We start from the raw sequence: 21,168 nt of genomic DNA on the forward strand, positions 1-21,168 counted from the left end.
GCCCATCACTCTCGGCCGGTTTACCTGCGGGTGTGCAGGCGCTTCATCGCCTCGTTGAAGTCACCGCGCACGGCCAGCGGCAGCACGTCGATGGCATCGTCGATGGCGCGGTCGATCAGCACCTCGTCGTCCTTGCCCGGGCGGCCCAGTACCCACGGCACCACACGGTCCTTGTGGCCGGGATGGCCGATGCCGATACGCAGGCGGTGGAACCTGCCATGTCCGAGTAGGCGGATGGTATCGCGCAGGCCGTTCTGCCCGCCGTGGCCACCATCGAACTTGAGCCGCGCCACGCCGGGCGGCAGGTCCAGTTCGTCATGGGCCAGCAGGGTCTGCTCCGGCTCGATCTTCCAGAACCGCTGCGCGGCGGTGACCGACTTGCCGGAAAGATTCATGAAGGTGGCCGGCTTGAGCAGCCATACCGACTGGCCGTCGATGTCGACCCTGGCGGTTTCGCCGAACAGCTTGGCGTCCACGCTCCAGCGTGCCCCTGCCTTTTCGGCCAGGGCCTCAACGAAATGAAACCCGGCGTTGTGCCGGGTCCGGGCGTGTTCGGTTCCGGGGTTGCCCAGACCGACGATCAGTCGCAAGCCAGTCATTGCCATCCAGCATCCGTTGCGCCCACCCGGAAGTGGGCGCAACGATGACGATTACTCGGCAGCCGCTTCGGCGGCGTCTTCCTTGCCGGCCTTGGCGGTGACCACGGCGTCGTCGTGGTCCTTGCCCAGCTTCAGGGCCGGGATTTCAACACCCTTCGGCAGCTTGAGGTCGGACAGCTTGATGATGTCGCCGGCCTTCAGCTCGGCCAGGTCAACCACGATCGACTCCGGCAGGTCGCCCGGCAGGCAGGCGATGTTCACTTCCTTCAGTTCGTGGGTGACGGCCACGTCGGCGGCCTTGCCGGCCGGCGAGATTTCCTCGTTGATGAAGCTCAGCGGCACCGCGGCGTGCAGCACTTCGTTGGCGTTCACGCGCTGGAAGTCCAGGTGCATGATCAGCTGTTTGTACGGGTGGCGCTGCATGTCACGCAGCAGCACCTTGTACACGGTGCCATCCAGGTTCAGGTCGATGATCGACGAGTAGAACCAGTCGTTCTGCTGGGCCAGCCACACTTCGTTGTGGTTGAGCTGGATGTTGGCCGGCTCGCGGTCGCCACCGTAGACGACTGCCGGGATCAGACCTTCGCGACGCAGGCGGCGGCTCGCACCCTGCCCTTGCACTTCGCGACGCTGGACCTTGATTTCATGACTCTTGGCCATTTCTTTGACTACCTAGGTTGTTGATCGCCATGGCGATCGTTTTGATGGTTTCCCCGCGACCAGGGAAACCGGAAACGCCACCCGTTGCCGGGTGGCGGGAAAATCAATCGACGTACAGCGAGCTGACCGACTCACCGAAGGCGATGCGGCGCATCGTCTCGGCCAGCATCTCGGCCACGCTGATCTGGCGGATCTTGCTGCACACCCGCGCCGCATCGGACAGCGGGATGGTGTCGGTCACCACCAGCTCGTCGAGCTGGGAATTGTTGAGGTTGTCAACCGCCGGGCCCGAGAGCACGGCGTGGGTGCAGTAGGCGGCGACCTTGAGCGCACCGCGCGCCTTGAGGGCAGCGGCAGCGGCACACAGGGTGCCGGCGGTATCGACGATGTCGTCGACCATGACGCAGGTCTTGCCTTCGACGTCACCGATGATGTTCATCACCGTGGACACGTTGGCGCGCGGGCGGCGCTTGTCGATGATCGCCAGGTCGGCGTCATCCAGGCGCTTGGCCACCGCACGGGCGCGGACCACGCCGCCCACGTCCGGGCTGACCACGATCAGATTGTCGGTGCCGTAGGCACGCCAGATGTCGGCCAGCAGCAGCGGCGACGCATAGACGTTGTCCACCGGCATATCGAAGAAGCCCTGGATCTGGTCGGCATGCAGGTCGACCGTGAGGATCTGGTCGGTATGCACGGCCGAGAACATCTTGGCCGCCACCTTGGCCGTGATCGGCACGCGCGAGGAGCGCATGCGGCGATCCTGGCGGGCGTAGCCGAAGTACGGCACCACCGCGGTGACGCTGGAGGCCGACGCGCGCTTGAGCGCATCGATGATCACCAGCAGCTCCATCAGGTGCTCGGCACTGGGCGCGCAGGTCGGCTGGACCACGAACACGTCCTGCTTGCGCACGTTCTCCTGGATCTCCACCTGCACTTCGCCGTCGGAGAAGCTGGACACCAGGGCCTTGCCCGGCCGCACGCCCAGTTCCTTGCAGATGCTCTGCGCAAGGTGCTTGTTGGCATTGCCGGAAAAAACCAGCAGGTTGGGCGAGGTTTGCATGTGGGCTTCTCGGGATCGGCGCGTGGCGGGGAACGTGAGCTTTACTGCGGAACCACAGGTGACCCGGTCTCCCGCCTGGGCGGGGATCTTCCGGAGTGGCAGGGGCGGTAGGATTCGAACCTACGAATGCCAGGATCAAAACCTGGTGCCTTGGGCCTCTTGGCGACGCCCCTGCATCAAATCCGCTTCAACTGTTCCAGCGTGTCGAGCAGCGGCGAGCGCGCTGCGCCTGCCACCACCCACGCCCGCAGCCGTCCCGGCAACTGCGCCAGCGCCTGCTCGGCGGCAGCGCGCGTGGCGAACTCGACGAAACAACCGCTGCCCGACCCGGTCAGCTGCGGCCGGCCGATGCTGGACAAGGCCTGGAACACGCCTTCGATGGCGGGTTCACGGCGGCGCAGCACTGGCTCGAACGCATTACCGAGCAGGGCCCCGGAAGCGAAGTCCGATATTTTCGCGGGTGCAGCATCCCGCGTCAAATCGGCGGACTGGAAAAGTGCGGCGGTCGGCACATGCACGCCCGGGTCGACCAGCAGGTACCAGGCCGGCGGCAGGTCCAGCGGGACCAGCTCCTCGCCCACCCCCTCGGCCCAGGCGTTGTGCCCGCGCACGAACACCGGCACGTCCGCGCCCAGTGACAGGCCCAGCGTGGCCAGCGCGTCGACATCCAGCCCGGCGCTCCACAGCGCGTTGAGCGCGACCAGCACGGTTGCCGCATCCGACGATCCACCGCCAAAACCGCCACCGGCAGGAATACGCTTTTCGATACGGATATCCGCACCTTGCGCGATGTTCGCCGACTTTTTAAGAAGGATGGCTGCGCGAACGGCGAGGTCATCGGCCTCGGCCACGCCGGCGACCGAGCCGCCCTCGCGGCGGATCTGGCCATCGGGCCGCACCCGCAGGGCGATGTCGTCGCCCCAGTTGAGGATACGGAACACGGTCTGCAGCTGGTGGTAGCCGTCGGGACGGCGGCCAGTGATGTGCAGGAACAGGTTCAGCTTGGCCGGGGCGGGCCACAGCGACCAGCCGGCCGGATCAACAACCACGGGGCTCATGGGATTTCCAGGTTCCACTGGTCCACGATCAGCCGCACCCTGGCATCGCCGCGACTGGCCTCGATGCGCCGCGGCAGCGCTGGACGGCCGGTTTCGGCCTCGGCCGGGTGCCAGTCCATGAATTCGATGTTCCAGCCGCGCTGCAGCAGCCGGCGCGGACGGCCCCCGATGTCGCTGCCCAGGTGTTCCGGGGCTTCGCCCTCGGCCGCGGCCAGGCCGCGGACCCAGTCCGACAGCGGCCCGACCGGGATGTCCCAGCCGGTGGCCTGCAGCAGCAGTTGCTGGGCGTCATCGGCACCGCGCGGGCCACCGTCCAGTCCTTCCAGGCGCGCACCCGGGCGGGTGCTGTCGCCGGACAGCCGCCAGCTCTGGCGGGTCACCGGCGCGGCCAGCTGGATCTCGTAGCCGGTGCCCTGCTGCTGCCACTCGATGCGACCGTTGCCGCCATCACGGCCGCGGCTGACTGCCACCCGGCCGCTGAACGACCAGTCCGGCAGCGCGCGCAGGGAGGCCTGGCGCCCGGCCTCGGCCTGGCGTGCGGCTTCGGGCACCTCGGCCACCTCGTCGCTGGACGGCGTCCTGCGCGGCCCCATCGAGGTGCAGGCGGTGAGGGAAATCAATGCCAGCGCCAGCAGCGGCGCCCGCAGGATGGAATGCGTCATGTACCCAGTTTCTCGGTGGCGCGCTGCAGGGCGCGGTTCTCGGGATCGAGCTTGCGGGCCTCGTCGAAGTAGTGGCGGGCCTCGTCCTCGCGCCCCAGCACCCACAGCACCTCGCCGACGTGCGCGGCGATTTCCGGATCCTTGGCCAGCGTCCAGGCGCGGCGCAGGTGCACCAGCGCCTCCTCGTTGCGGCCGAGCCGGTACAGCACCCAGCCATAGCTGTCGACGATGGCCGCGTTGTCCGGCTCGGCCACGCGGGCGCGGTCGATCAGCTCCAGCGCCTCCTGGTAGCGGGTGGTGCGGTCGGCCAGGGTGTAACCCAGCGCGTTGAGCGCGGCCACGTTTTCCGGTTCGCTGACCAGGAGCCGGCGCAGGTCGGCCTCGGCCCGCTCGATGTCGTCGGCACGCTCCCAGGCCAGCGCCCGGGCGTACAGCAGCGCGCCCTCGTCCGGCCAGGCGGCCAGGCCGCGGCCAAGCACCTCGATCTCGGCGGCGGGCTGGTTGCTGCGCTGGTGCAGCTCAGCCTCCAGCAGGTAGGCGTCACGGCGCACGTCATCCTCGACCGAGGCATCGGCCTGCAGCGCGCGCACCTGGGTCAGCGCAACCTGGCGGTCGCCGAGCTCGTGGCGGGCGTTGATCGCACGCAGCCTCGCCTCGCTGCGATGCGGACCCTGCGGCACGGCCTCGTACCAGGCCACGGCCTCCTGATGGCGCTTGAGGAACTCGGCGATCTTGCCCAGCAGCAGCTGATGGGCGGCATCCGGCTCGGGCTCGGCCTTGACCAGGCCCTCGTACAGATCAGCCAGGGCGGTCTTGTCCTGCTGCTTGGCCAGCAGCGAGGCACGCATGCCCCAGCTCTGCAGGTCCTGCTCGCCGGTGGCCAGCACGCGCTCGGCGGCGGCAGCATCACCGACCGCGTCGTAGGCGAAGGCCAGCGCGTTGCGCAGCTCCAGGTCACCCTCGATGCGCGGCTCGACGCCGGCCAGCACCTCCAGCGCCTCGTCGCGGCGACCGTCCTGGTTGAGCTGGGTGGCATGCAGCAGGGCGACCCGTGGCTCGTCGGGGAAACGCCTGACCACCTCGGCCACCATGCGCCTGGTCAGCTGGGGCTGGTCCAGCCGCAGGGCCAGGCGGCCGAATTCCTGCCAGGCCTCGATGTCATCGGGAATGGCACCGGCATCGACCAGCTCGGCCAGCAGTGTTGCCGGCGCGCCCGGATCACGCACGCCGGAAGCCAGCGCGACCAGCGCAAAGCGCCAGCCGGTCGGATCGCGATGGCGCAGCAGGGCCAGCAGGTCACGGCGCGCCGGACGCAGCTGGCCCTTGCCCAGGGCCAGCGCGGCCCGGCTGGCGAGCATGCCCAAGGCGTCGGGATCACGCCTGGCCCACAGCGCGACGGCCTGGCTGGAGCGCGCGTCGTCACCGGCCAGCATTGCGATGCGGGTGGCACGTTCGGCCAGCCCGGCGTCGCCATCGACGGCCTTGGCGGCCTCCAGGTACCAGCGCGCCGCATCGGCCAGCTTGCCGGCCTGCAGGGCGAATTCGCCGGCCAGGATGGGCTCCAGCGGGACCGGATCGGCAGCCACGGGCGCCCGTTCGGCCGCAGCCAGCGGCGACAGGGCGAGCATTGGCAACATCAATGCACCGCAGAGGATGCGAATCAGTACGGGCATCGTGGGCGTACGGACCGTAAAATGGCGGCTTGGACAGCCAGCAGCTTATCGCAAGCAACTGAACAGATGACCCTTTGGGTGCTCGGACTGAATCACCAGACCGCGCCGGTGGAACTGCGCGAGCGCGCTTCCTTCGGCGGCGACGCCCTGCCCCGTGCACTGGATTCGCTGCGCCAGTCATCCCAGCTCAACGAATCGGTCCTGCTGTCCACCTGCAACCGCACCGAGCTCTATGCGGTGAGTGAAAGCGGCGATGCGCTGACCCGGTGGCTGGAAGGCCAGGCCGGCGGGCTGCAGGGCTTCGTCTACCAGCATCGCGACGCCGACGCCGTGCGCCACCTGTTCCGGGTCGCCACCGGGCTGGACTCGATGGTGCTGGGCGAACCGCAGATCCTGGGCCAGGTGAAGGATGCCTGGGCGCTGGCGCGCGAGTCGGGGATCCTCGGCCACGAGCTGGACCGGCTGTTCCAGCAGACCTTCTCGGTGGCCAAGCGTGCGCGCACCGACACCCGCATCGGCGCCAACCCGGTGTCGGTGGCCTCGACCGCGGTACGCCTGGCGCAGAGTTCCTTCGCGCGGCTGGATGAATCCACTGTGCTGCTGGTCGGTGCCGGCGAGACCATCGAGCTGGCCGCCAAGCACCTGACCGAAGGCGGGGTGAAGCGGCTGCTGGTCGCCAACCGCACGCTGGCCAATGGCCAGGAACTGGCCAGCCGCCATGGTGGCGTGGCGCTGCCGTTGGCCGAATTGGACCGCCACCTGGCCGAGGCCGACATCGTATTCTCGGCCACCGCCGCGCGCGATCCGGTGATCACTGCCGCACAGGTCTCGGACGCGCTGCGCCAGCGCCGGCACAAACCGATGCTGCTGTTCGACCTGGCGGTGCCGCGCGACATCGAGACCGAGGTCGGCAAGCTGTCCGACGCCTTCCTCTACACCGTCGACGACCTCGAACGAGCGGTGGAGGAGAACCGGCGCAGCCGCCGCGAGGCCGCGGCCGAGGCGGAGGCCATTATCGAGCTGCAGGTGCAGCGCTATTTCGAATCGCTGCAGGCCAGCAGCCGCCAGGCACCGATCAAGCAACTGCGCGCCTTTGGCGAGGCCACCCGCGCCGAACTGCTGGCCAAGGCACACCAGCAGCTGGCCCACGGCCGCCCGGCCGCCGAAGTGCTCGAGCAGCTCGCCCACGGCCTGACCAACCGCCTGCTGCATCCGCCGACCGCCGCGCTGCGCCAGGCCGCGCTGGAAGGCGACACCGAACTCACCCGCGCCGCCGAGCGCCTGTTCCCGGCCACGCCGGGCTACCACCATCCCCTAGCGAGCCGCGATGACGCCGACCCTGCGCCGTAAGCTTGAAGCGCTGGCCGAGCGCCGCGAAGAACTCGAACGCCTGCTGTCAGACCCGGAAGTGCTCGCCGACAACGAGCGCTTCCGCAATTTCTCGCGCGAGTTTTCCCAGCTCGAGCCTATCGCCGCCGCACTGGCCGACGAAGCCAGGGCCAAGGCCGACCTGGCCTCGGCCGAGGCGATGCGCGCCGATCCGGAACTGCGCGAACTGGCCGAGGAGGAAATCGCCGACGCACAGGCGCGGCTGCAGGCGCTGGACGAGCAGCTTGCGCTGCTGCTGGTGCCACGTGATCCGCGCGATGACGGCAACCTGTTCCTGGAAGTGCGCGCCGGCACTGGTGGCGACGAGGCGGCAATTTTCGCCGGTGACCTGTTCCGCATGTACACCCGCTATGCCGAGCGCCAGGGCTGGAAGGTGGAGATCGAATCGGACAGCCCCGGCGAGCACGGCGGCTTCAAGGAAATCGTGGCGCGCATCGTTGGCCGCGGCGCGTACTCGAAACTGAAATTCGAATCGGGCACCCATCGGGTGCAGCGCGTGCCGGCCACCGAATCGCAGGGCCGCATCCACACCTCGGCCGCGACGGTGGCCATCATTCCCGAAGCCGATGACGTGGAAGACATCGCCATCAACCCGGCCGACCTGAAGGTGGACACCTTCCGTTCGTCAGGTGCCGGCGGCCAGCACGTCAACAAGACCGAATCGGCCATCCGCATCACCCACGTGCCGACCGGCGTGGTGGTCGAATGCCAGACCGAACGCAGCCAGCACGCCAACCGCGACAAGGCGATGAAGCGGCTCAAGGCACAGCTGCTCGACGCCGAGCGCAGCCGCCAGGCGGCCGCCGAGGCGCAGACGCGCAAGCTGCAGGTCGGCAGCGGCGACCGCAGCCAGCGCATCCGCACCTACAACTTTCCGCAGGGCCGGATCACCGACCACCGCATCGAAGGCCTGACCCTGTACGACCTGCCCAACATCATCGAGGGCAACCTCGACGAGCTGATCGGCCGGCTGCTGCACGAGCACCAGGTCGACGAGCTCGCCCGCCTGTCCGAGAGCTGAGGCCAAGGTGGCGACTTCCCTGCACCTTCCCCGGGACCTGCGATGAACGCCACGCCCGAACTGTTGCAACTGCGCGCGGCCGTGCGCCGGCAACCGGGCGACTTCATCGCCTGGGTGATGCTGGCCGACGCCGAACTGGGCATGGGCGACATCGATGCCGGCGAGGCCGCCGCGCAGCAGGCACTGCGGCTGCGCCCCGGCCATCCCGAGGCGCTGGCACGACTGGGCCGCACGCGCTGGATGCAGGCCCGCCACGGCGAGGCCGCAGCCCTGCTGCAGCAGGCGTCCAACATCGTCCCGCAGCACCCGGGCATCGCGCTGTGGCTGGGCCACGCCCTGGAAGACGCCGGCCAGGCCGAGGCCGCCGCGCAGGCCTACCAGCGCGCCCACACCCTGCTGCCGACCGAGCCCTACATCGCCGCGCACCTGCTCAACTGGCGGCGCAAGCTGTGTGACTGGCGCGATCTGGACCTCCTGTCGCGGCAGGTGCGCAGCGCCGTCGCCCAAGGCCATCCCGGGGTGGAGCCGTTCGCCTTCCTCAGCGAGGACGCCGGCGCCAGCGAACAACTGGCCTGCGCGCGACTGCGGGCGCAGCCGCTGGCCGCGCACATCCCGCGGCTGGCGGCCACGCGGGTGCGCCAGGGCGGTCCACTGCGGCTGGGTTTTCTCTCCAACGGCTTCGGCGCACATCCCACGGGATTGCTCACCGTCGCCCTGTTCGAGGCGCTGCAGTCGCAACCATCGGTGCAGGCGCACCTGTTCGCACTCAATGCCGATGACGGCAGCCCGATCCGCCAGCGCCTGCGCGCGGCGACCACGCTGCACGACGTCTCAGGTCGTCGCCATGGCGACATCGCCGGCACGATCCGCGGGGCCGGCATCGACGTGCTGTTCGACCTGCGCGGCTGGGGCGGCGGCGGTGCCCCTGAGGTACTGGCGATGCGCCCGGCCCCGCTGCAGGTGAACTGGCTGGCCTATCCCGGCACCTCCGGCGCGCCGTGGATGGACTGCGTGCTGGCCGACGGCTTCGTGCTGCCCCCTGCCCTGGAGGCTGGCTTCAGTGAGCAGGTGCTGCGCCTGCCGCGCGCCTTCCAGCCCTCGGACAATACCCGCCGGGTCGGGCAACCACCTTCCCGCGTGGACTGCGGCCTGCCGGAAAGCGGCGTGGTGTTCTGCAGCTTCAACAACAGCTACAAGTTCAATCCGCGCAGCATGGCGCGGATGTTCGCGGTGCTGGCCCAGGTGCCGGGCAGCGTGCTGTGGCTGCTGTCAGGGCCTGGCCAGGCCGATGCGCGCTTGCGCGAGGCCGCCCGCCAGGCCAGGCTGGATCCGGCGCGGCTGGTATTCATGCCCAAGCTGCCGCATGCCGAGTACCTGGCCCGTTACCGCCACGCCGACCTGTTCCTGGATACCCATCCCTACAACGCCCACACCACCGCCTCCGATGCGCTGTGGGCCGGTTGCCCGGTGCTGACCACACCCGGCCAGACTTTCGCCGCGCGCGTGGCCGGCAGCCTCAACCATCATCTGGGGCTGGGAGGGATGAACGTCGATTCCGACGAGGCCTTCATCGCCACCGCGGCGCGACTGGGTAACGAGCCAGCGGCCTTGATGGAACTGCGGCAGCGGCTGGCAAGGCATCGCGACGGTGCCGGCGTGTTCGACATGCAGGGCTTTGCTGCTGATTTCACTGCCGTGGTGACCACGCTGGCCACCCGGCACGGCTGGCAAGGCATCGACTGACAGGTCCGCCAGTCAGGCGCGATGCGATCAGCCCACGCTGAAACCTTCGCCCACGGCTGCGCTCCACTCCTCGCGCAGCACCTGGTCCACGCGCGCCGCCGGCGGGCCATCGGCCAGCCACTGCGCCAGTGTCTCCAGTGCTTCGGCCGGGCCACTGGCGATGACCTCGACCCGGCCATCGTCCAGGTTGCGGGCGCTGCCCTGCAGTCCCAGCGCGCGCGCCTGCTCACGGGTGGAGGCGCGGAAGTACACGCCCTGTACCCGTCCGCTGACGAAGAAGCGCGCGGCAGGCATCAGCCGGCTCCGCCGCCGGCGATGGCCGCCTCGATGTCCGGTGCGGTGACCGGGCCGAGGAACTGGCGGGCAACCTTGCCGTCCGGCGCGATCAGGTAGGTCATCGGCAGGCCACGCGGGGTGGCGAAGTCCTTCGGCGGATCGTAGGTGTCGATGATCGCGATCGGATAGGCCACCGGATGTTTCTCCAGGAAGGCGCGCATGTCGGCCGGTTCGATGTCCTCGTAGGCCAGCCCGACGACCTCGATGTTGCTGCGCATGGCGTGCAGTGCCGACAGCTCGGGCATCTCCTTCAGGCATGGAGAGCACCAGGTCGCCCAGAAATTCACCACCACCCACTTGCCGCGGTGTTCGGCCAGGTCATACCGGCCGCCGTCGACGGCATCCACCTGCAGGGTCGGGATGTCAGCGGTCTGCTGCACTACCGGGGTGGCTTCGGCCACCGCAATGTCGGGCGTGCTGGCCTCGGGCCCGGCTTGCGGGGAGGAGGCAGGCTGTGGCGCCGGCGCGGGCTGGCAGCCGCCCAGCAACAGACCCAGGGCCAGGACCGGCAGCGGTGGGAATTTCATGGTGTTTCTCCGGGTAACTCGTAGATGTCGCCAACTTTGCGCTTGAGCAGCTCACGCAGTGGCATGCGCAGTTCGTCCAGCGCCTGGCAGGCGGTGCGGCCCAGCGTGTCGTCGCGCGCCGGCAGGTAGGTCTCGCTCACGGGAATGCGCAGTTGCGAGGCTTCGTAAAGCTCCTGCAGCGTCACCTGGTCCAGGTCACGCGCCAGTAGCCACTTGCCCGACTCGGCACGGCTGACGACGCGGATCTGCTCCAGCGCACACAGCAGCTCCTGCAGCAGGGAATCGGTGAGCAGCGGTTCCAGCGCGAGGATGTCCTCCTCGCCCAGCCCGTTGCCGTCCGCGCGCGCCTCGCGGAAACGGCCAAGCAGGCGCAGCAGCGCGTAGAACTCGCCGTCCTGCGGCAGGCGCAGTGCCACCGGCTGGTAGCGGAACGCGGCGACCGAGGAGGACAGCGAGGCGCCCAGCAGCACCGAAACCCAGCCCAGGTAGATCCACAGCAGCAGGATCGGCACGAACGCCACCGTGCCGTAGAGCTTCTGGTAGGACTGGAAGCTGCCCAGGTAGATGCCCATGCCCCACTTCACCAGCTCCAGCATCAGTGCCGCCAGCAACGCGCCGGGTACGGCGTGGCGCCACTTCACCGAATGGTGCGGGACCACGCGGAAGGCCAGCATGATGCACAGGAACTCGATCAGCACCGGCGCCATCCGCAGGGACAGGTCGGCCAGCCAGCGCCCTTCGCTGGTGCCGAACAGCGGCAGCGACAGCACCTTGGCCGAGATCGACAGCGAGGCGGCAGCGAGCATCGCGCCCAGGGTCAGCACCGTCCAGTACACCAGGAAGCGGCCCAGCCGCGGCCGCGACGAGGACACCCGCCAGATGCGGTTGAAGGTCTGTTCGACGCTGTTGAGGGTGATCAGCAGCGACACCACCAGGGCGATGAAGCCGGCCGCGGTGAGCTGCCCGGCACTGGCCGAGAACTGGCGCAGGTAGGTTTCGGCCGCACGCGCGGCGCTGGGCACGAAGTTGGAGAATACGTAGTCGCTGAGCGCCTCGCTCCAGCGGTCGAACACCGGGAACGCCGACAGCACGCCGAACACCACGATCGCCAGCGGCACCAGCGCGAACACCGTGGTGTAGGCCAGCGAGCCGGCGGCCTGGAACAGGCGGTCGTCGAGGAAGCGTCGCCACAGGAAACGCCCGAAGCTGGTCACGCGCGCCCGGTCGCGCACGCGCTCCATCCATAGGTTGAGCGTATCCAGAGGTTCCATCGGGCAAAGAGTACCCGATGCATTCCACGCCGGGCATCGCCGATACTGGCCACTCCCGTGAGACGAATGGACGAGAGATGGCGGAAATCCTGGTGCTGTACTACAGCCGTGGCGGATCGGTGGCGCGGCTGGCGCGGCAGATCGCGCGCGGCATCGGCGAGGTCCCGGGCATGAGCGCACGTCTGCGCACGGTGCCGCCGGTCGCCGCCGTCACCCAGGCCGCCGCTCCGCCGGTTCCCGATGATGGCGCGCCGTACGTGGACAGGTCCGACCTGGCCGAGTGCAGCGGCCTGCTGCTGGGCAGCCCCACCCGCTTCGGCAACATGGCCGCGCCAATGAAGCACTTCCTCGACTGCCTCGGCGCCGAATGGGCCAGCGGCACCCTGGCCGGCAAGCCGGCGGCGGTCTTCACCTCGACCGCGTCGATGCATGGCGGGCAGGAAGCCACCCTGCTGTCGATGCACCTGCCGTTGCTGCACCACGGCTGCCTGCTCGTGGGCATTCCGTTCACCGAACCGGCGCTGGGCCACACCCGCACTGGCGGCACGCCCTATGGCGCCAGCCACGTGTCCGGCGCGGAGGACGACCCGCAACCCAGTGAGGACGAGGCACTGCTGGCCCGCGCGCTGGGCCGGCGCGTGGCCGATATCGCCCGGCGCCTGGGCACATGAGCCCGCGCCTGCGCGATGCGCTGCTCGTGGCCAGCCTGCTGGCACTGTCGGCGCTGTTCGCGTGGTGGTTCCGCGCCGATCGGCACCTCGTGGCGACGCTCGTCGTATTCACCGCGCCACCGCTGCTGCTGGGCATCGGCGTGCTGCTGTGCCGGCCCACGGCACGCTTCTGGTCCGGCGTGCTGGCCCTGGGCTGGTTCAGCCATGGCGTCATGAGCGCCTGGAGCCATCGCGATACCGCAGCCCTTGCCGCACTGGAGATCGTCCTGGCGCTGGTTATCGTGCTGCTGGTCAGCCTTCCCGGCCTGCAGGCCCGCTTCGCCCGCCGCCGCGCATCCTGAAGCCACGACCTCGCCTCGATCCGCGAGGATGCCGGGCGCGTGGCGATTTATCATTGTCGGCTTACGTCGCAACACGGCCAGCCGGCCCGCAAGGACTACGCAATGGAAGAGCTCCTGATCGTCACCACCGGTGGCACGATCGACAAGATCTACTTCGACGACAAATCGGACTACCAGATCGGCGATCCGCAGATCGGCATGATCCTGCGCGAGCTGGGCGTGACGTTCCGTTTCCACATCATCCCGATCCTGCGCAAGGACTCGCTGCACATCACCGACGAGGACCGCGAACTGGTCCGCGCCACCATCGCCGCGCAGCCGGCCAGGCACGTGCTGGTCACCCATGGCACCGACTCGATGGTGCAGACCGGCAAGGTGCTGTCCAGCATCAAGGACAAGACCATCGTGATGACCGGCGCACTGAGCCCCGCCCGCTTCCGCGGTTCGGACGCCGAATTCAACATCGGCTGCGCGATCGGTGCGGTGCAGTCGCTGCCCAACGGCGTCTACATCGCCATGAACGGCCGCATCTGGGATCCGGCCAGGGTGCGCAAGAACGTGGCCGAGAACCGCTTCGAAGCCGCCTGAGCGACGGCCACCGGGCAGTCACGCCGCTTTCCCGGCCGCAAATGAAAAGCGCCGGAGCCCTCGGGCTCCGGCGCTTGCCTGCCGGGAGGGAGGCAGGTTTACCAGTTCGCCTTCAGGCTGACGCCACTGAAGGCCGAGTAGCCACGGATCATCACGTAGTACGTGCCCGACGCGCCGGAGAAGGTGCATGTCTCGTTGTTGCCGTTCAGGTACGGGCGGCAGTTGTAGGTCCAGGTGGTCGGCTGGCTGCCCTTGCGGACGTACAGGTCCGCATCACCGGTGCCACCGCTCATGGTGATCACCAGCGAACTGCCACTGGGCACGGTCACGGTGTAGTACTGGGCGCTGTTGGCGGCACCGGACAGGCCGGTCCTGGCCACGTTCTTCTGCAGCGCGTTGCCCGTGCCCGGATCCGGATCCGGATTGGGGTTGCCGCCACCGCCGCCGGCAGCGGCCTGCACCGCGGCGTAGGCATTGACGATGCCGGCACCGATGGGCTGCGACGGCGTGGACGGGAACGGCGTGGCCGTGGACTTGATGATCGATTCCACCTGCGCCGGGGTCAGCGGCGTCGGCGCCACCGACTGCATCAGGGCCACCACGCCGGCCACGTGCGGGGTCGCCATCGAGGTGCCGTTGTACGAGGCGTAGCTTTCGCTGCCCGGGCCCTGGGTCCCGCTGTTGAGGGTCGAATAGATGTTCGAGCCCGGAGCGGCGATGTCGATCAGCGCGCCGTAGTTGGAGAAGCTCGAACGCGCGCCGGTGCTGGTGGTCGAGCCCACCGCGATCACGTTGTTGCAGTTGGCCGGCGAGGCGTTGGAGACGTTGGCGTTGGAGTTGCCGGCAGCGATGACAACGGTGGTGCCGCGGCTGACCGCGCCGTTGATCGCGTTCTGGGTAGTGGTACCGCACGCGCCCGAGCCGCCCAGCGAGAGGTTGATCACCTTGGCCGGGTTCGGATTGGCCGGCACGCCGGAGACAGTGCCTCCCGATGCCCAGATGATGCCGTCGGCGATGTCGGAGGTGTAACCACCGCCACGACCCAGCACGCGCACCGGCACGACCTTGGCCTGCGGCGCGGTACCGGCGACACCCTTGCCGTTGTTGGTCACCGCAGCGACGGTGCCGGCCACGTGGGTGCCGTGCCAGCTCGAGGCACTGCCGTCGTAGTAGTCGCCCGGATCAGCCGGATTGCTGTCGCGGCCATTGCCGTCACCGGCAACGGTGGTGTCGCTGATGAAGTCATAGCCACCGATGACGTTGGCGCTCAGGTCCGAGTGGGTGGTGATGCCGGTATCCAGCACCGCGACCAGCTGGCCAGCACCCTTGGTGATGTCCCACGCCTGCTGTGCCTTGATGCCGTAGGTACCGTTGAAGCCCCACTGCTGCGAATAGGACGGGTCGTTCGGGGTCCAGGTCGGATACATGATCTGGTCGACTTCCACGTACTCGACATCCGGATCGGCAGCCAGCTGGCGCATCAGCTGGGCCGCTTCGGCCTGGTCCAGCTCGCGGTCGGCCTTGATCACCGCTGGACCGATGGCCAGGTCACGCAGCTTCTGCAGGCCAACCCCCCGGCCGGTCCGCGCCGGTACCGCGGCGGCGGCGGACTTGAGCGACCGTGCCAGCACGCTGGCCTGGGCCGGCGCGGCACTGTCGCGGTACTTCACGATGAAACGCTGGTGGGTGGACGCCGAGGCCAGGCCGTCCAGGTGTGCCTCACCGGCGACGGCCGGTGCGACGAGCAGCATCGAGGTAAGGGTGGAGACTCCGAGAACGGCCAATAGACCCGGACGCGCGCGGCGTTGCGAATACTTCGACATCGGGTTGTTTCCTTTCTGCAATGAGTAGGTGCCGCAGACAGCGGCAACGCTCCGCCCGGCTCAGCGGTTGCTATCGGGTGGTGGTCTGAAGCGGGAGGAGGCCCGGACCGGTCCCCTGCTACCGTCCGTGCGCCGACGCTAGAAGGTTTGTCGCCCCGGGACAATGCAGGGACAGGAGTTTTCCTACCCGGATCGCGGATTTGTGACTGCTGTCAACTGGACGAAAGGGCAATCTCCGTCATCCGCCCAAAAGCAAAGGCCCGCCGGGGTCGCCGGCGGGCCTTCTGTCAACTCACATGGCTGTACGGTTCAGCCGTCGAGGCGCGCCAGCCAGCCGTGGCGGTCGGGAATCCGGCCGTACTGGATGTCGGTCAGTTCCTTGCGCAGGGACATGGTCACTTCGCCAGCCGGAGCGTTGATGTCGCCGACCGAGAAGCCTTCGCCCCTGAGCTGGCCGATCGGGGTCACCACCGCGGCGGTGCCGCAGGCAAAGACCTCGGTGACAGCGCCGGAGGTGACGCCATCCTTCCACTCGTCGATGCTGACCTTGCGCTCGACCACCTTCATGCCGCGGTCGCGGGCCAGCTGCAGGATGCTCTCGCGGGTGATGCCTTCCAGGATGCTGCCCGACAGTTCCGGGGTCACCAGCGTCCCGTCCTTGTAGACCAGGAACACGTTCATGCCGCCCAGTTCTTCCAGGTACTTGCCCTCGACCGGATCGAGGAACAGCACCTGCGAGCAGCCCTGGGCCTGCGCCTTCTGCTGCGGCAGCAGCGAGGCGGCGTAGTTGCCACCGCACTTGGCCGCGCCGGTGCCGCCCTTGGCCGCACGCGCGTATTCGGTGGACAGCCAGATCGAGACCGGGGCCACGCCCTTGGCGAAGTACGGGCCGGCCGGGCTGGCGATCACGTAGTAGCCGGCCTTGTGTGCGCCGCGCACGCCGAGGAAGGCCTCGTCCCCGATCATGAAGGGGCGGAAGTACAGGCTGGACTCTTCGGCCGACGGCACCCAGTCCTTGTCCACGGCGACCAGCTGGCGCAGCGACTCGACGAAGATGTCGACCGGCAGTTCCGGCAGTGCCAGACGGGCGGCCGAGCGCTGCAGGCGCGCGCCGTTGGCCTGCGGACGGAACGTCCACACCGACCCATCGGCATGGCGGTAGGCCTTGATGCCCTCGAAGATCTCCTGGCCGTAGTGCAGCACCGCGGCGGCCGGGTCCAGCAGCAGCGGACCGTAGGGACGCACCTCGGCGTCATGCCAGCCGGTGTCCTTGTCCCAGCGCACGGCCACCATGTGGTCGGTGAAGTGCACGCCGAAGCCGGGCGCGGCGAGGATGCGCTCGCGCTCTTCGGCACTGCGCGGCTGCGTGGAACGGGTGACGCGGAAGCTCGGGGTTGACTGGGACACCAGATATTTCCTTCCAGGTTTACGGGATGGACACCCGGCCCCGCCGTCGCGGGTGCCGGGGCTACAGCATGCCGGTTTCGAGCCGCGCTTCCTCGGACATCATGTGCTTGCCCCACGGCGGATCGAACACCAGCTCGACGTCGGCCTGGGCCACCGTCGGGATCATTTCCAGCTTGCTGCGGACATCGTCGACCAGGATCTCGCCCATGCCGCAGCCGGGCGCGGTCAGGGTCATCTTGACGTCGACCTCGCGCTGGCCATCGTCCAGGTGCTTGAGGTCGACCTCGTAGATCAGCCCCAGGTCGACGATGTTGAACGGGATTTCCGGGTCGAAGCAGGTGCGCAACTGCTGCCAGACCAGCTTTTCCACTTCCTCGTCGCCGGCGTTCTCGGGCAGTTCCAGTCCCGGCGGCGGCTCCTTGCCGATGGCATCGCCATCCTTGCCGGCGATGCGGAACAGGTTGCCTTCAACGAACACGGTGTAGCTGCCGCCCAGCGCCTGGGTGATGTACCCATAGCTGCCGGCGGGCAGGGTCACGGTATCGCCCTGCGGGACCATGACGGCCTCGCAATCGCGCTCGAAGTGGACGGGTTCACTGCTGCGGGAATACATGGGACTGGATATGGGGACGCGGTCGACTCCCGCAAGCCGCCTATTCTATCGAACTGGGCCGTCCCCCCGCTGAGCGGCTATCCTGTCGGGCCCTTCCAGGAGCTCCCATGCCCCCACGACCCGCACCGGCCAGCGTGCACTGGCTCTGGCCCCTGCTGTTGCTGCTCGGCAGCCTGACGGTCGCCGTGGCGTGGGTACTGGTGGCGCTGAATACGCGGGGCATGGCCGCGCCGATGGCGCTGGCCGCGGGACTGGAGACTGCATGGATGCTGCGCCTGGGCACGCTGCGCGGCGGCCCGCTGCGGATCACGCTGGCCGTCACCGCGACGCTGCTGGTCACCCTCGCCAGCTGCTGGGTGATCGTGGCCGCGCACATGGGCGGAATGATGGGGCTGGACCCACTGCAGTCCTCGCTGCGCATGGGCCCGCGCCTGGCCTGGACGATGGTGTCACTGGCCAGCTCGCCGTTCGACCTGCTCTGGCTGTTGGGCGGACTGCTGCTGGCCTGGCGCCTGGCGCGCTGATTCCTCGCCAATCCGGCCAGCTGGTAGAAAAACGCAACATGCGCAATTCCAGCGGCAAATTCGTGCACATCTTTTCAGGCGCGGACCGCACATAAACCAAGGTTAAGGATTCGTAATTCTTGCTCCACACCGTCATCGTGGAGTGCTGCTGTGAAGATCCAGACCTTGAGCGAGGCCGTCCGCTGTGCCCTGTTGCCCATGTCCACCGCCGTACTGGCGCTGGGCGCAACGCCAGCGGCAGCCCAGGACGCCCCCCCACAGGGGGAACAGGCCACGACCCTGGACCGCATCGAGGTCACCGGCTCGCGCATCAAGCGTGCCGACCTTGAAACCTCCAGCCCGGTGTTCGTGATTGACCGGCAGAACATCGAGAATTCCGGCGCTGCGACGGTCGGCGAATTCCTGCAGCGGACCCCGGCCATCGCCGGCGCAGCGACCAATCCCCAGGTGAACAATGGCGGCGGCGCCGGCGCAGCCACGGTCGACCTGCGCGGGCTGGGCGTGAACCGCTCGCTGGTGCTGGTCGATGGCAAGCGCTGGATCGGCACCGTAAGCAACGCCAACGGTGCGGTGGACATCAACTCGATCCCGATGACCCTGATCGAGCGCGTCGAGGTCCTCAAGGATGGCGCTTCGGCGATCTACGGTTCCGATGCCATCGGCGGCGTGGTCAACTTCATCCTGCGCCGTGATTTCCAGGGCCTGGAGGCCAGCGCCTACTACGGCATTTCCTCGCGGGGTGACGCCGGTACCGAGCGTTACGACGCCACCTTCGGCATGACCGGCGACAAGGGCAACGTCGTGCTGGGCGTGAGCTACGACAAGGAGGACTCGGTCAGCGCCGCTGACCGCGCCTACTCCAGCCAGCCCTACCAGCTGTACGCCGGCGAGCACGGCATCGGCGGTACCAGCCGCATCCTGACCGGCCGCTACGTGGTGCCGCGTTCGGCCGCCACCGGCGTGAACCTGAGCGACCCCAACTGCGGCAGCGGCGCCAATGTCGTGCTGACCCGCATCGACGGCCGCCCGGGCACCTCCACCTCGGACTTCCGCTGCTTCGACAACCTCAACGACGTCTACAACTTCCAGGCCGACGGCAACCTCAACCTGACGCCGCAGGAACGTACCGCGATGTTCGTCAGCGGCAACTACCAGCTCAGCGAGAACGTCGAGGCCTTCGTGCTGGGTTCGTGGCTGAAGACCGAATCCTCGTTCTTCATCGCGCCGCTGCCGTTCGACGGCCGCGCCGCCGTGGACAACGTGCCGATCAGCGGCGACAGCATCTACAACCCGTTCGGCGTGGACATCACCGACGCCCGGCTGCGCCTGCGCGACTTCATCCCGACCCGTACCACCCGCTTCGAGACCGATACCTACCAGATCACCGCCGGCCTGCGCGGCAACTTCGGCGACAGCAGCTGGAGCTGGGATGCGTCCTACGGCTATGGCCGCACGCCGCAGTCCCAGTCGGTGCGCGGCTATCTGTACAGCCCGGGCCTGACCGATGCGCTGGGGCCGTCGATGATCGACCCGGCCACCGGCAACCCCATCTGCGTACGCACGCCGGGCGACCCGAGCACCGCCATCGCCGGCTGCCTGCCGGTCAACTTCCTTGGCCCGCCGCCGGATCCCAACAGTCCGGCCGGCCAGGCCCAGCTGGCGGCGTTGAACCTGATCAATCCGACCATCACCAACACCAACGAGAACGACCTCAAGGTGTTCAATGCCAACATCACCGGCGACCTGTTCGAGTTGCCGGCGGGCATGGTCTCGCTGGCCGGCGGTGTGGAACGCCGCGAGGAATCGGCCAGTGCGACCTCCGACTTCCTGACCCTGATCCCGCCGGGCGAGACCGTCTGCCTGATCACCCAGGAAGCCTGCACCTTCGGCGACATCGCCGGCTCGTTCGACGTGAACGAGATCTACCTCGAGGCCCTGGTGCCGCTGCTGGCGGACGTGCCCTTCGCCGAGAAGCTGAACGTGTCGCTGGGCACGCGCTATTCGGATTACTCCAACTTCGGCGGCACCACCAACTCCAAGATCGGCCTGGAGTGGAAGCCGTTCTCCGACCTGCTGGTCCGCGCCACCTACGCCGACGTGTTCCGCGCGCCGACCATCGGTGACCTGTATGCACCGACGGTTCCCAGCGCCAACACCTATACCGATCCCTGCAACGGCTACACCGGCCAGCCGACGCCGGATCCGCGCGCCTGTGCCGGCGTGCCGACCGACGGCTCCTTCCAGCAGAGCAACAACCAGGTCACCTCGTTCCAGGTCGCCGATCCCAACCTGCAGCCGGAAGAAGGCGACGTCTTCACCTATGGGTTCGTCTACAGCCCGGGCTGGCTGGAAGGCTTCAGCATCACCGCCGACTACTGGCGGGTGAAGCTGGAGCAGTTCATCACCAACCTGCCCGAGAACGTGATGCTCAACCAGTGCTTCAACTTCGGGCGCTACTGCGACACCTTCATCCGCGACGACGCCGGCGACGTGGCGCAGATGACCAACGTCATCGGCAACTTCGGCCGGCTGCAGAGCAGTGGCCTGGACGTGGGCCTGCGCTACCTGTTCGCGGAAACCGGCTGGGGCCGCTTTGCCTGGAACCTGGATGCCAGCTACATCGCCGAGTACAACGTGCGGCTGCTGGCCGACGACCCGGACAGCGACGTCGGCGCGTTCCCGGGCATCCCGCAGAGCACCGGCCTGGCAGGCACCTTCGTCGACAACGCCTCCTCCGGTTTCGGCAACCTGGCCCGCTGGCGCGCGCTCAACGACATCAGCTGGTCGCTGGGCAACTTCAGCGCCAGCCTGACCACCCGCTACGTGCACCACGTCTACGAGGCGCCGGACGTGGCCGACGTCACTGAACCAGGCTATGTGGCCAAGCGGCGTGTGCCCTCATTCACCCAGACCGACCTGCAGATCGGCTACCAGTTCGAGGAACTCAACAACAGTTCGATCCAGATCGGCGTACGCAACCTGACGGATCGCCAGCCGCCGTTGATCTATTCTGGCTTCAACGCCTCAACCGACATGCGGACCTACGATGCCATCGGCCGGTACTACTGGATGCGCTGGACTGCGAAGTTCTGAGGAAACGCCCCACCCGTCCGCCGCGGCCGGTGCCGCGGCGGACGCTGCCCCGGGCCACGACCTCCGCCATTACATCCGTACCTACGACCATAGCCTGCCGGCGGAG

At 68.2% G+C, this 21,168-nt stretch carries 20 protein-coding genes and 1 tRNA gene; 8 read left to right on the forward strand and 13 right to left on the reverse strand.

Annotation, left to right across the window (positions count from 1 at the left end):
- Positions 1-20: 20 nt before the first annotated feature.
- The 7 genes from pth to LG380_RS08920 form a co-directional block, all read right to left on the reverse strand.
- A complete protein-coding gene (pth, locus tag LG380_RS08890) occupies positions 21-599 on the reverse strand; it encodes an aminoacyl-tRNA hydrolase (protein WP_225766535.1) in 579 nt (192 codons plus the stop codon).
- Between the two features lie 51 nt (positions 600-650).
- Positions 651-1,259, reverse strand: a complete 609-nt coding sequence (locus tag LG380_RS08895; protein ID WP_225764660.1) for a 50S ribosomal protein L25/general stress protein Ctc — start codon at positions 1,257-1,259, stop codon at positions 651-653.
- Between the two features lie 103 nt (positions 1,260-1,362).
- Positions 1,363-2,322 carry a ribose-phosphate diphosphokinase gene (locus LG380_RS08900; RefSeq protein WP_225764661.1) on the reverse strand — a complete coding sequence of 320 codons (960 nt, stop codon included), beginning with the start codon at positions 2,320-2,322 and terminating at the stop codon, positions 1,363-1,365.
- 96 nt (positions 2,323-2,418) lie between these two features.
- Positions 2,419-2,495, reverse strand: a tRNA-Gln gene (locus LG380_RS08905).
- A 3-nt stretch (positions 2,496-2,498) separates the two neighbouring features.
- Positions 2,499-3,371, reverse strand: a complete 873-nt coding sequence (gene ispE, locus LG380_RS08910; protein ID WP_225766537.1) for a 4-(cytidine 5'-diphospho)-2-C-methyl-D-erythritol kinase — start codon at positions 3,369-3,371, stop codon at positions 2,499-2,501.
- A gap of 5 nt (positions 3,372-3,376) precedes the next feature.
- On the reverse strand, positions 3,377-4,042 hold the full coding sequence (gene lolB / locus LG380_RS08915) for a lipoprotein insertase outer membrane protein LolB (RefSeq protein WP_225764662.1): 666 nt from the start codon (positions 4,040-4,042) through the stop codon (positions 3,377-3,379).
- Complete coding sequence (locus LG380_RS08920) at positions 4,039-5,715, reverse strand: tetratricopeptide repeat protein (RefSeq protein ID WP_225764663.1); 1,677 nt, start codon at positions 5,713-5,715, stop codon at positions 4,039-4,041. Before LG380_RS08920 ends, lolB begins: the two co-directional genes overlap by 4 nt.
- Positions 5,716-5,781: 66 nt before the next feature.
- Here LG380_RS08920 and hemA point away from each other — a divergent pair, with 66 nt between their 5' ends.
- Genes hemA through LG380_RS08935 form a run of 3 tightly spaced genes read left to right on the forward strand, consistent with a single transcriptional unit; the run spans position 5,782 to position 9,868 of the window.
- Entirely contained in the window at positions 5,782-7,065 is a 1,284-nt protein-coding gene (gene hemA / locus LG380_RS08925; RefSeq protein ID WP_225764664.1) for a glutamyl-tRNA reductase, read from the forward strand.
- Positions 7,043-8,125: a peptide chain release factor 1 gene (gene prfA, locus LG380_RS08930; protein ID WP_225764665.1), complete on the forward strand. Its 1,083-nt coding sequence runs from the start codon at positions 7,043-7,045 to the stop codon at positions 8,123-8,125. Before hemA ends, prfA begins: the two co-directional genes overlap by 23 nt.
- Positions 8,126-8,167: 42 nt before the next feature.
- Complete coding sequence (locus tag LG380_RS08935; RefSeq protein ID WP_225764668.1) at positions 8,168-9,868, forward strand: tetratricopeptide repeat protein; 1,701 nt, start codon at positions 8,168-8,170, stop codon at positions 9,866-9,868.
- A 27-nt stretch (positions 9,869-9,895) separates the two neighbouring features.
- On the opposite strand, the gene LG380_RS08940 is transcribed toward LG380_RS08935, so the two are convergent.
- From LG380_RS08940 to LG380_RS08950, 3 genes are read right to left on the reverse strand one after another with little or no spacing between them, the layout of a single operon-like run.
- The gene (locus tag LG380_RS08940; RefSeq protein WP_225764669.1) at positions 9,896-10,162 is read right to left on the reverse strand and encodes an acylphosphatase; all 267 of its coding nucleotides are present in this window, start codon (positions 10,160-10,162) and stop codon (positions 9,896-9,898) included.
- Positions 10,162-10,731: a TlpA disulfide reductase family protein gene (locus LG380_RS08945; protein WP_225764670.1), complete on the reverse strand. Its 570-nt coding sequence runs from the start codon at positions 10,729-10,731 to the stop codon at positions 10,162-10,164. The genes LG380_RS08940 and LG380_RS08945 overlap by 1 nt, the downstream gene beginning before the upstream one ends.
- On the reverse strand, positions 10,728-12,002 hold the full coding sequence (locus LG380_RS08950) for a YihY family inner membrane protein (RefSeq protein WP_225764671.1): 1,275 nt from the start codon (positions 12,000-12,002) through the stop codon (positions 10,728-10,730). Before LG380_RS08950 ends, LG380_RS08945 begins: the two co-directional genes overlap by 4 nt.
- 77 nt (positions 12,003-12,079) lie before the next feature.
- Here LG380_RS08950 and wrbA point away from each other — a divergent pair, with 77 nt between their 5' ends.
- The 3 genes from wrbA (at position 12,080) to LG380_RS08965 (ending at position 13,602) form a co-directional block, all read left to right on the forward strand.
- Entirely contained in the window at positions 12,080-12,673 is a 594-nt protein-coding gene (gene wrbA / locus LG380_RS08955) for an NAD(P)H:quinone oxidoreductase (protein WP_225764672.1), read from the forward strand.
- Positions 12,670-13,014, forward strand: a complete 345-nt coding sequence (locus LG380_RS08960; RefSeq protein WP_225764673.1) for a DUF2069 domain-containing protein — start codon at positions 12,670-12,672, stop codon at positions 13,012-13,014. Before wrbA ends, LG380_RS08960 begins: the two co-directional genes overlap by 4 nt.
- Positions 13,015-13,116: 102 nt before the next feature.
- The gene (locus LG380_RS08965) at positions 13,117-13,602 is read left to right on the forward strand and encodes an asparaginase domain-containing protein (RefSeq protein ID WP_225764674.1); all 486 of its coding nucleotides are present in this window, start codon (positions 13,117-13,119) and stop codon (positions 13,600-13,602) included.
- 98 nt (positions 13,603-13,700) lie between these two features.
- Here the strand turns inward: LG380_RS08965 and LG380_RS08970 are convergent, their stop codons facing one another.
- The 3 genes from LG380_RS08970 to sufT all read right to left on the reverse strand — a co-directional run bounded on the left by LG380_RS08970 (position 13,701) and on the right by sufT (position 17,445).
- Positions 13,701-15,425, reverse strand: coding sequence for a S8 family peptidase (locus tag LG380_RS08970; RefSeq protein ID WP_225764675.1), 1,725 nt, complete (start codon positions 15,423-15,425; stop codon positions 13,701-13,703).
- 309 nt (positions 15,426-15,734) lie between these two features.
- Complete coding sequence (locus LG380_RS08975; protein ID WP_225764676.1) at positions 15,735-16,832, reverse strand: branched-chain amino acid aminotransferase; 1,098 nt, start codon at positions 16,830-16,832, stop codon at positions 15,735-15,737.
- 61 nt (positions 16,833-16,893) lie between these two features.
- Complete coding sequence (sufT, locus tag LG380_RS08980) at positions 16,894-17,445, reverse strand: putative Fe-S cluster assembly protein SufT (protein ID WP_225764679.1); 552 nt, start codon at positions 17,443-17,445, stop codon at positions 16,894-16,896.
- Between the two features lie 107 nt (positions 17,446-17,552).
- Between sufT and LG380_RS08985 the strand changes: the two genes are divergently transcribed.
- Positions 17,553-17,969, forward strand: a complete 417-nt coding sequence (locus LG380_RS08985; RefSeq protein WP_225764680.1) for a hypothetical protein — start codon at positions 17,553-17,555, stop codon at positions 17,967-17,969.
- 198 nt (positions 17,970-18,167) lie between these two features.
- Positions 18,168-21,062, forward strand: coding sequence for a TonB-dependent receptor (locus tag LG380_RS08990; RefSeq protein ID WP_225764681.1), 2,895 nt, complete (start codon positions 18,168-18,170; stop codon positions 21,060-21,062).
- Positions 21,063-21,168: the final 106 nt, after the last annotated feature.

The organism is Stenotrophomonas sp. Marseille-Q4652 (genome assembly GCF_916618915.1).
Taxonomy (GTDB): Bacteria; Pseudomonadota; Gammaproteobacteria; order Xanthomonadales; family Xanthomonadaceae; genus Stenotrophomonas.

Excerpts from the sequence above, each read along its gene's own strand:
- LG380_RS08900 (WP_225764661.1), bottom strand. The coding sequence starts at position 2,322 with ATGCAAACCTCGCCCAACCTGCTGGTTTTTTCCGGCAATGCCAACAAG.
- wrbA (WP_225764672.1), top strand. The coding sequence starts at position 12,080 with ATGGCGGAAATCCTGGTGCTGTACTACAGCCGTGGCGGATCGGTGGCG.
- LG380_RS08990 (WP_225764681.1), top strand. The coding sequence starts at position 18,168 with ATGTCCACCGCCGTACTGGCGCTGGGCGCAACGCCAGCGGCAGCCCAG.
- prfA (WP_225764665.1), top strand. The coding sequence starts at position 7,043 with ATGACGCCGACCCTGCGCCGTAAGCTTGAAGCGCTGGCCGAGCGCCGC.
- LG380_RS08945 (WP_225764670.1), bottom strand. The coding sequence starts at position 10,731 with ATGAAATTCCCACCGCTGCCGGTCCTGGCCCTGGGTCTGTTGCTGGGC.
- LG380_RS08920 (WP_225764663.1), bottom strand. The coding sequence starts at position 5,715 with ATGCCCGTACTGATTCGCATCCTCTGCGGTGCATTGATGTTGCCAATG.
- LG380_RS08895 (WP_225764660.1), bottom strand. The coding sequence starts at position 1,259 with ATGGCCAAGAGTCATGAAATCAAGGTCCAGCGTCGCGAAGTGCAAGGG.
- lolB (WP_225764662.1), bottom strand. The coding sequence starts at position 4,042 with ATGACGCATTCCATCCTGCGGGCGCCGCTGCTGGCGCTGGCATTGATT.
- LG380_RS08950 (WP_225764671.1), bottom strand. The coding sequence starts at position 12,002 with ATGGAACCTCTGGATACGCTCAACCTATGGATGGAGCGCGTGCGCGAC.
- sufT (WP_225764679.1), bottom strand. The coding sequence starts at position 17,445 with ATGTATTCCCGCAGCAGTGAACCCGTCCACTTCGAGCGCGATTGCGAG.
- LG380_RS08935 (WP_225764668.1), top strand. The coding sequence starts at position 8,168 with ATGAACGCCACGCCCGAACTGTTGCAACTGCGCGCGGCCGTGCGCCGG.
- LG380_RS08985 (WP_225764680.1), top strand. The coding sequence starts at position 17,553 with ATGCCCCCACGACCCGCACCGGCCAGCGTGCACTGGCTCTGGCCCCTG.
- hemA (WP_225764664.1), top strand. The coding sequence starts at position 5,782 with ATGACCCTTTGGGTGCTCGGACTGAATCACCAGACCGCGCCGGTGGAA.
- LG380_RS08940 (WP_225764669.1), bottom strand. The coding sequence starts at position 10,162 with ATGCCTGCCGCGCGCTTCTTCGTCAGCGGACGGGTACAGGGCGTGTAC.
- LG380_RS08960 (WP_225764673.1), top strand. The coding sequence starts at position 12,670 with ATGAGCCCGCGCCTGCGCGATGCGCTGCTCGTGGCCAGCCTGCTGGCA.
- LG380_RS08965 (WP_225764674.1), top strand. The coding sequence starts at position 13,117 with ATGGAAGAGCTCCTGATCGTCACCACCGGTGGCACGATCGACAAGATC.
- pth (WP_225766535.1), bottom strand. The coding sequence starts at position 599 with ATGACTGGCTTGCGACTGATCGTCGGTCTGGGCAACCCCGGAACCGAA.
- LG380_RS08970 (WP_225764675.1), bottom strand. The coding sequence starts at position 15,425 with ATGTCGAAGTATTCGCAACGCCGCGCGCGTCCGGGTCTATTGGCCGTT.